Raw genomic sequence first — 7600 nt, 5'->3', positions numbered from 1 at the left:
CGGTTCCTCAGACGGTGTGGGTGGGGTAGTCGGTGTAGCCGGCCACTCCGCCGCCGTAGAAGGTCGCCGGGTCGGGGGTGTTCAGCGGCGCGTCAGAGCGTAGCCGCTCGACCAGGTCCGGGTTGGCGAGCGCGAGGGCACCGACAGAGACAAGGTCGGCCGTGCCGTTGTCGACGTCCTTGGCGCGGGTGGGCAGGTCGGTGCCGGCCCGGTTGAGGATCAGAGCGGTCGGCCACAGCGCGCGCAGGGTGCCCAGCAGCTCCTCGTCGCCCGCGTGGAGGATGTGGAGGTAGGCGAGGCCGAGCGGGCTGAGGGCGCGCAGGAGCGCCGGATACAGCTCGGCGGTGTCGGACTCGGCGATGTCGTTGTAAGGGTTGCCGGGGGAGATGCGCAGGCCGGTGCGGTCGGCGCCGATCTCGTCGGCCACGGCAGCGGCGACCTCGACGGCGAAGCGGATGCGGTTGTCGATGGAGCCGCCGTAGCGGTCGGTGCGCTGGTTGGTGTCGTCGGCGAGGAACTGGTGCACGAGGTAGCCGTTGGCGCCGTGGATCTCCACGCCGTCGGCGCCTGCCGCGACGGCGGCTGCTGCGGCGCGGCGGAAGTCGTCGACGGTCGCCACGACCTCCTGCGTCGACAGCGCACGGGGCGTCGGCATCTCCTGTGGCCCGGACGCGGTGAACATCGCGCCCTGCGGCTGGATCGCCGATGGGGCGACCGGCTGACGGCCGTGAGGGGTGTTGTCAGGGTGGGAGATGCGTCCGGTGTGCATCAGCTGTATGACGATCCGGCCGTCGGCCGCGTGCACGGCGTCGGTGACCTTGCGCCACCCGGCGATCTGATCGTCATTGTGGATGCCGGGAGTGAGGAGGTAGCCCTGGCCATCGGTGGAGGGCTGGGTCCCCTCGGTGATGATGAGCGCGTGCGAGGCCCGCTGGGCGTAGTACTCGGCGTTGAGCTCGGTCGGTATGCCTTCCGGCGTAGAGCGGTCACGGGTCATGGGGGCCATGACCAGGCGGTGCGGGAGGGAGATGTCGCCGACGGTGGTCGGCGTCCAGAGGGCGTCCAGCATGAGTGGTCCTTCGGCGCGGTGATGGCCAGGTGATGATCGGAACAAGAGGGAATGGCGGGCGTGATCAGTCGAGGGTGAGGACGAGCTTGCCCCGGACATGCCCGGCGTCGCTGATCTGCTGGGCCGTGGCGGCCTGATCGAGCGGGTAGGCGGTGACGGTGGTGACGAGCTTGCCGGTCGCGGCGTCCTGCGCCAGCGCGGCCAGGCGGGCGGCCGAGCGTTCCTGGCCACCGCTGGAGAAGGTGATGCCGAGCTGGTGCGCGCGGAAGTCGGCGATGGTGACGATGCGCTCGGTGCCGCCGCGCAGGGTGATGGAGTCCTCGAGGGCTCCCTTGCCGGCCAGGTCGAACACCGCGTCCACGCCATCGGGGGCGAGCGTCCGGACCCGTTCGACCAGGCCCTCGCCGTAGAGGGTCGCGGTGGCGCCGAGCGAGGTGAGGTAGTCCTGGTTGGCGGGGCCGGCGGTGGCGATGACGCGTGCTCCGCGGGCCGTGGCGAGCTGGACCGCCAGGGTGCCGACCGCTCCGGCCGCGCCGTGCATCAGCACGGTCTCTCCGGCGGTGACGCCGAGCAGGTCCAGGACCCGCTCGGCCGTCTCGGCGGCCACCGGCAGCGCGACCGCGTGCTGCCAGTCGAGGCCGGCGGGCTTGGGGGCCATGGTGGTGGCCAGCGCGTACTGGGCGTACGAGCCGGTGTCCGACCAGCCCAGCACCTCATCGCCGACCTGCACGTCCTGCACGCCCTCGCCGAGGGCGTCCACCACGCCGGCGAGCTCGTGACCGGGGACGGAGGGGAGCGGCGTGGGGAACACGGCCTCCAGTGCCCCAGAACGGATCTTGCCGTCCAGCGCGTTCAGCCCGGCCGCCTTGACGCGGACGCGGATCTGCCCGGGGCCGGGCTGCGGGACATCGATGTCCGCCTCGTGCAGCACTTCAGTGTCGCCGAAACGGTCGAACAGGATGGCTTTCATGATGGCTCCTCTCATGTCGCCACCCATTTAGGTGGCTGGACACATAATCAACGTAACAGCAAACATGTGGCTAGCCAAGTATTTGCTGTCGCTCGGCCTGCTCAAGATCGGCCGCGGTCGCATCGGTCTCCTCGGGGTGGCGGTCGAAGCGGGAGGTGCTCCGCCGGAGCGGGCCTTCCGCAGCCAAGGACTACGTCGACTGGAAGCTGGACGACCGGGCCGGCCGGCCCCTAGCGGTGCGCGGCTTCCTTCTGGTTCGGGCCCGGGTCGGCTCGCGGTTGGCCGCCCGGGCGGCCTCCAGCTCCGCGTCCCTCTCCTCCAGCCGCGCCAACAGCTTGGTGTTCGCCTGCTCCAGGCGGGAGGCCTGACGCCCTCGTACGGCCCGACCTGGTTGCGGAGTTCCCTGCCGATGGGCAGTCGTCCAGGGTCAGTACCGCCACCCGCCCGCTTCCTGTGCTTGCGCGACGACCTCGCAGGCCGCCAGGTTTCGCCCTTCGGTAGCTGACGGAACTCGGGTCGCCCTTCTCGTGGAGCATGTGGCCGAGCGCCTGAACGGCTCCTCGGCAAGGAAGGGCAGCAGTGCGTCGTCGGCCTCTCCGCGTAAGTCCACGGCAGCCTCGTGGCTTCACGGCCTGCGCCGCACTGACCGCGACACCCTGATTCAGGTCAGCCAGGCTGTCGCTGCCCTTCAGGAGGAAGGTCCCGCGCTGGGTCGGCGGGGGCGACTGAAGTGCGGTTGTTGTTCGTGTTCGACCCGGACCGCCAGGCAGTGATCCTGGTGGGCGGCGACAAGGCAGGCAACTGGTCCGGCTGGTATCGCGTCGCGGTGCCCCAGGCAGAGCAGGCGTACGCGGAGCATCTGAAGCGAATCGATGGAGAGGACGGGGCACGATGACTGATCACCTCAAGGACCCGCAGGCCGTCACCTGGGGAGACCTGGCCGAGGAATTCGCCTTCACCGATGCTGAAAGGGACCAGATTCAAAAGGGGGCGCAGGCGATGGTCCTGGCCTCCCGTGTGCACCGTCTTGCCGAGTTGCGGAAGCGGCAGCACGCCACACAGGTCCAGGTCGCCGAAGCCATGGGTGTCACCCAGGCCCGCGTCTCACGCATCGAGAAGGGTCAACTGGAGCGCAGCGAGGTCGACACCCTCGCCGCCTACGTCAAGGCGCTCGGCGGCAAGTTGAAGATCGTCGCTGACTTCGGTGATGAGACCTATGTCCTCGGCTGACCCGTCGACGCGCTGCGACCCAGGTCGATGAGCGGTCCGGTGGACAAGCTCGCGCCTTGACGTCAGGGATGATGCTCCACCCCGGGACAAGGGGTGGAGCATCATCTCGTCGGTAAGGGACTCCGCTGTGCGAAGGTTCCATCCTCCTGGCTGAACTGGGCGGACGCGGCTGCTGCTGTGGTAAGCGTCCAACTCATCGACCCCCAGGGGCCATTGAGGGGCCACAAGGACAGGAACAGACCGACAAGCACTGCACAGGGCTGACACTGATCAGCGCGTCTGACCTGCAAGAACGGCGTGAATCGGCAATGAGTCGACCGGGTTCGGCCGCAACCTCGAGGAACTCGATCGCGTCGGCACCGGGGCGTGAGGGCCTGGTGCGCGTTGGGCGGAAACTGCCCGAACAGAAAACGGACAGGTCTGTTCGATGAGCTGCTCGAGTGGGGTGCCGCCGTCGCTCCGCGCAGCCCATGGCTTCGTGACGCCGGAACGAAACAGTGGGCCTCTGTTACGAGGGGGCGGTCGCGAGCGCCGGGTGGATGGAGCCCGTGCCGTTGGACAGGGACCGGCCGGTGCCGTGGTGGGTGTGGGCGATGATCTCGGCTGTGATGGAGATCGCTGTTTCCTCGGGGGCGTGGGCGCCGAGGTCTGGTCCGATGCGTCGTCGCCGTGGTCATCGCGCTGACCCTGTTGCCCGCCATGCTCGGCTTCGCCGGTGTGCGGATCATGAAGGGCAAGCTCCTGACCCGCCGTATGAAGGCGCTGGAGCGCGGCGAGGGCGAGTCGATGGGCGTGCGCTGGGCGAGGTTCGTCACCCGCAACCCGGTCAAGATGCTCGCCGTCTCGGTGGTCGGCCTGGCCCTGGTGGCCATCCCCACGATGTCCCTGAAGATGGCCCTGAACGACGACTCCGGAAAGCCCTCCGGCAGCACCCAACGCGTCGCCTACGACACCCTCAGCAAGGGCTTCGGGCCGGGCTTCAACGGCCCGCTCACCGTGGTCGTCGACGCCCGGGACAGCGACAATCCCAAGGCCGCCGCGCAGGACGCGCACACCATGCTGAGCAAGCTGGACGATGTCGCGGCGGTTCGTCCTCCCTCCTTCAACCAGGCGGGCGACGTGGCCCTGATCGGCGCCGTCCCCAAGAGCGCCGCCACCAGTAAGGCCACCAAGGACCTCGTGGGTGAGATCCGCGGCCACAGCGGCGCCCTGCACCAGGACACCGGCGCCGACCTGATGGTCACCGGACTGACCGCCATCAACATCGACGTCAGCACCAAGCTCTCCGATGCCCTCGTGCCCTACCTGGCCATCGTCGTGGGCCTCGCCCTGGTCCTGCTGCCAGGCTCGGGCGCCGGTTCCTGGGCTTCATCAGACAGCGGGCGGCGCTTCCTTCGCCACAACAGCGCGCCCCCGATCGCCATCAGAGCAACCAGGGCGAAGGCAGGTGTCGACGTTCATGTAATTTCCCAGACCGGCTCCGTCGTCCCCGCTCGTTCGTGCGATTTGGGCGAGGGGGAAGGGGGCGGGCCGCCCGGCAGTGAAGTGTCCGGTCCGAGCCGGGCCGTCAAGGACGCCTGCGGCGTCGCTACCGCGATGAGCTGCGCTCATCCTTGACTGCCCGGCTCGGACCTAAAGGATCGGCTGGTTGCCAGGCGGCCCGGGAAGTGCGTCGTCCGCCTGGTCGCTGCGGAGCAACTCCGCTTTCCCCATGGGAACGTCCATGAACTTCAGCCTGGGGAATTACGCGAAGTTCCACAGCAGGGCCGCCCAGCGTCAGGATGCGCTGGAGAGAGGTCGCGGCAGCGTATCCGACACCTGCTTCCGCTGTGGCCCACACACAGGCGGCGACGACGCTGTACGGGGCGATGCGGCGGTAGGGCAGGCGGGTGGCGCCCGCGAAGTGCGGGGCGAGGGTGCGTACCACCGGCAGGAAGCGGGCCAGGAAGACCGCTCGGCCGCCGTGGCGCGTCATCAGCGTCTCGGCGTGGTGCCAGGCGGCACCCGGTATCCGACGGCCTGTCCGGCCTCCGCGCAGCCGGTCACCGAGGAACCTGCCGGTGCGGTGGGCAAGGAAGTCGCCCCCCACCACGGCTCCGGCCGCGGCAGCGATGACGAGGGGAAGGCTGATGTGGCCGGTGCGGGCCAGCGCGCCGGCGGTCAGGAGCAGGGTGAGCGTGGGGATGAAAGCGCCGACGAGAAGGATCGACTCGGCCAGGACGGCGGCGGCCACCACCGTGTACGCCGCGGCCGGGGAAATGTGGCCGAGGATGTCGGAGAACGCGTTCACCGACTCGCCCAGTCGGTCTGCGGCTCGAGCTGGTCCGTTTCCGCAGAGACGAGGGGTCGTTGCAGATGCCAGACGTAGGCGGGGGGAACGTTGCCCCATACCGTCCAGCGGCCCGTGGCGTAGGTGCGCTGGTAGGCGGCCATGATGTCGTCGACGGCGGCGTGGCGGCGGGCTTCGGCTCGCGATGCCGTCAGGGCACGCGCCTTGCGGGTTCCGAGGTAGGCGAAGTAGGTCAGCGTGCCGCCGGGGTGGAGCAGTTCCATGTAGCGGGCCATGATGCGCTCGACCTGCACGGGTGTGAAGTTGGTCAGCGGCAGCCCCGAGACGATCACGTCGTACCGCTGGTCGATGTCGAGCTGCTCGACGTAGGTCTGATGCACGTTCACCTGCGCTGGCCTGGCAGCCAGGTCTGGATGCGTGGTGACGAGATGGCGCAGTCGCGCGGCGAAACGCGGGTTTGCCTCGACGACGTCCAGGTGGCTGGCTCGTGGCAGTTCGGGTATCAGGGTGCGGGTTACCGCGCCGGTCCCGGCACCAGCCTCCAGGACCGCCAGCGGGCGGGGCGCCTGAGCCCGTACGGGATCGGTCAGAGCGCGGGCCAGGGCCTTTCCGCTGGGGGCTATGGCACCCGTGGTGCGCAGATCACGGGCTGCCTCGATCAGGAACATCCAGCCTTCGGCATTGCGCTGCGCCAGAACACGGTCGTGGGAGGTGGTCCAGTCGTTCATGGAATCGACGCTAGAAAGCCGCGCCCGGCATCGGATCAGCCGTTCTGCGGCGGCCTCCCCCTACGAAAGTAGGGGGTGAACATCGCCGACCGCCGGACGGAACGGCGCACCGGTCTGCCTAGCATGGGCCGCGTGAGCAGCAGAGAAGGCCGCAGATGGGCGGCCTACGGGCGTGGCGCACTCGTGGCGTTGTGCGTACTGGCCGCCGCGCTGAACGACATGTCGTTCGACGGGCGCTACCTGGCCCCCGTCGTCACCGCGGCGCTGGTGTGCGGAACGGCCCTGCTCGTGCCCCGGCTGCGCTGGCCGGTCGCGCCGCTGTTGGTCACCGTGGCCACGGCGTGGTGGGGATGGCCGTTGCTGCCGTTGCTGGCAGTCGCCCTGTTCGACCTGGCCGTGGATCGCCGGGCGAAGGTGGCGGTGGGATGTGCCGTCGCCGCTCTGGGCGCCAACCTGCTCAGCTACCGGGCCACCTCCCTGTGGACGGCGCAGTCCTACGCGTCCACGCTGCTCCTACCAGTGCTGGCCGTGCTCGTCGGGCTGTGGATGGGTGGCCGGCGCCGCCTGGTCCAAGCACTGGCAGCCGACGTCGAGCACCTCCGCATCGAGTCGCAGCTGCGCGAGGAAGCTGCCCGCATCGCGGAACGGTCCCGCATCGCAGCCGAGATGCACGACGTCCTGGCCCACCGCCTGAGCCTGATCGCGCTGCACACCGGCGTGCTGGCCACCAAGGGCGACATGCTGCCCGCACCGGTCGTCGAACGACTCGGTCTGCTGCGTACGGCGTCCGTCGAAGCCCTCACCGATCTGCGCGACGTTCTCGGTGTGCTGCGCGACCCCGACGCCACGCCGACCGGCACCGCGCTCACGCCGGTGATGAGGGACGTAGGGGAACTGGCGGACGAGGCCCGCGCCGCCGGCCAGCACGTCGAGCTGACCACCGACGGCCTTCCCGAACAGGCTCCCACCACCCACCGCCTGGCCGTGCACCGCGTCGTCCAGGAAGCACTGACCAACGCCCGCAAGCACGCCGACGGTGCTCCGGTGGCCGTACGCATCGACTACCGGCCGCCCGCCACCCTCGTCGAGGTCACCAACCCTTCTGGCACTCCCCGCACGGACACCGTCGGCAGCGGCTACGGACTCGTCGGCCTGCGCGAACGCGTCACCGCACTCGGCGGCCACCTGAACGCCGGACCGGCAGGCGCGGGCGCCTGGCGCGTGGCCGCCCACATCCCCCACCCCCTCGGCATCGAGCAGAACGGCACCCCCACATGATCCGCGCCATGATCGTCGACGACGATGCCCTGGTC

9 protein-coding genes are annotated in these 7600 nt (G+C 69.6%); 5 read left to right on the top strand and 4 right to left on the bottom strand.

Annotated elements, in window-relative coordinates; genetic code table 11:
• Positions 1-7 precede the first annotated feature (7 nt).
• Complete coding sequence (locus FNH08_RS39220; RefSeq protein ID WP_152776296.1) at positions 8-1069, bottom strand: alkene reductase; 1062 nt, start codon at positions 1067-1069, stop codon at positions 8-10.
• A 64-nt stretch (positions 1070-1133) separates the two neighbouring features.
• Entirely contained in the window at positions 1134-2039 is a 906-nt protein-coding gene (locus FNH08_RS39215; protein WP_152776295.1) for an NADP-dependent oxidoreductase, read from the bottom strand.
• A gap of 155 nt (positions 2040-2194) precedes the next feature.
• Here FNH08_RS39215 and FNH08_RS39210 point away from each other — a divergent pair, with 155 nt between their 5' ends.
• The 4 genes from FNH08_RS39210 to FNH08_RS39190 all read left to right on the top strand — a co-directional run bounded on the left by FNH08_RS39210 (position 2195) and on the right by FNH08_RS39190 (position 4886).
• Positions 2195-2407, top strand: coding sequence for a hypothetical protein (locus tag FNH08_RS39210; protein WP_152776294.1), 213 nt, complete (start codon positions 2195-2197; stop codon positions 2405-2407).
• Between the two features lie 377 nt (positions 2408-2784).
• Positions 2785-2934 (top strand): hypothetical protein, encoded by a 150-nt coding sequence (locus FNH08_RS53740; RefSeq protein WP_322726200.1) that lies wholly within the window; start codon positions 2785-2787, stop codon positions 2932-2934.
• The gene (locus FNH08_RS39200) at positions 2931-3269 is read left to right on the top strand and encodes an XRE family transcriptional regulator (RefSeq protein WP_152776293.1); all 339 of its coding nucleotides are present in this window, start codon (positions 2931-2933) and stop codon (positions 3267-3269) included. Before FNH08_RS53740 ends, FNH08_RS39200 begins: the two co-directional genes overlap by 4 nt.
• Positions 3270-3938: 669 nt before the next feature.
• The gene (locus tag FNH08_RS39190; RefSeq protein ID WP_228034630.1) at positions 3939-4886 is read left to right on the top strand and encodes an MMPL family transporter; all 948 of its coding nucleotides are present in this window, start codon (positions 3939-3941) and stop codon (positions 4884-4886) included.
• Here the strand turns inward: FNH08_RS39190 and FNH08_RS39180 are convergent.
• Positions 4858-5559, bottom strand: a complete 702-nt coding sequence (locus FNH08_RS39180; RefSeq protein WP_322726199.1) for a DedA family protein — start codon at positions 5557-5559, stop codon at positions 4858-4860. The genes FNH08_RS39190 and FNH08_RS39180 overlap by 29 nt on opposite strands.
• Positions 5556-6287 (bottom strand): class I SAM-dependent methyltransferase, encoded by a 732-nt coding sequence (locus FNH08_RS39175; protein WP_152776291.1) that lies wholly within the window; start codon positions 6285-6287, stop codon positions 5556-5558. The genes FNH08_RS39180 and FNH08_RS39175 overlap by 4 nt, the downstream gene beginning before the upstream one ends.
• Positions 6288-6419: 132 nt before the next feature.
• On the opposite strand from FNH08_RS39175, the gene FNH08_RS39170 reads away from it, so the two are divergent.
• Positions 6420-7565 carry a sensor histidine kinase gene (locus FNH08_RS39170; protein ID WP_322726198.1) on the top strand — a complete coding sequence of 382 codons (1146 nt, stop codon included), beginning with the start codon at positions 6420-6422 and terminating at the stop codon, positions 7563-7565.
• The last annotated feature ends 35 nt before the right edge of the window (positions 7566-7600 follow it).

This window comes from Streptomyces spongiae, assembly GCF_009377185.1.
Lineage (GTDB): Bacteria > Actinomycetota > Actinomycetes > Streptomycetales > Streptomycetaceae > Streptomyces > Streptomyces spongiae.
Note: the sequence above shows the minus strand (reverse complement) of the source record. Positions and strands in the feature narration are given on the sequence as shown.

Coding starts and splice junctions, on each gene's coding strand:
- FNH08_RS39200 (WP_152776293.1), top strand. CDS start 2,931: ATGACTGATCACCTCAAGGACCCGCAGGCCGTCACCTGGGGAGACCTG.
- FNH08_RS39215 (WP_152776295.1), bottom strand. CDS start 2,039: ATGAAAGCCATCCTGTTCGACCGTTTCGGCGACACTGAAGTGCTGCAC.
- FNH08_RS39220 (WP_152776296.1), bottom strand. CDS start 1,069: ATGCTGGACGCCCTCTGGACGCCGACCACCGTCGGCGACATCTCCCTC.
- FNH08_RS39175 (WP_152776291.1), bottom strand. CDS start 6,287: ATGAACGACTGGACCACCTCCCACGACCGTGTTCTGGCGCAGCGCAAT.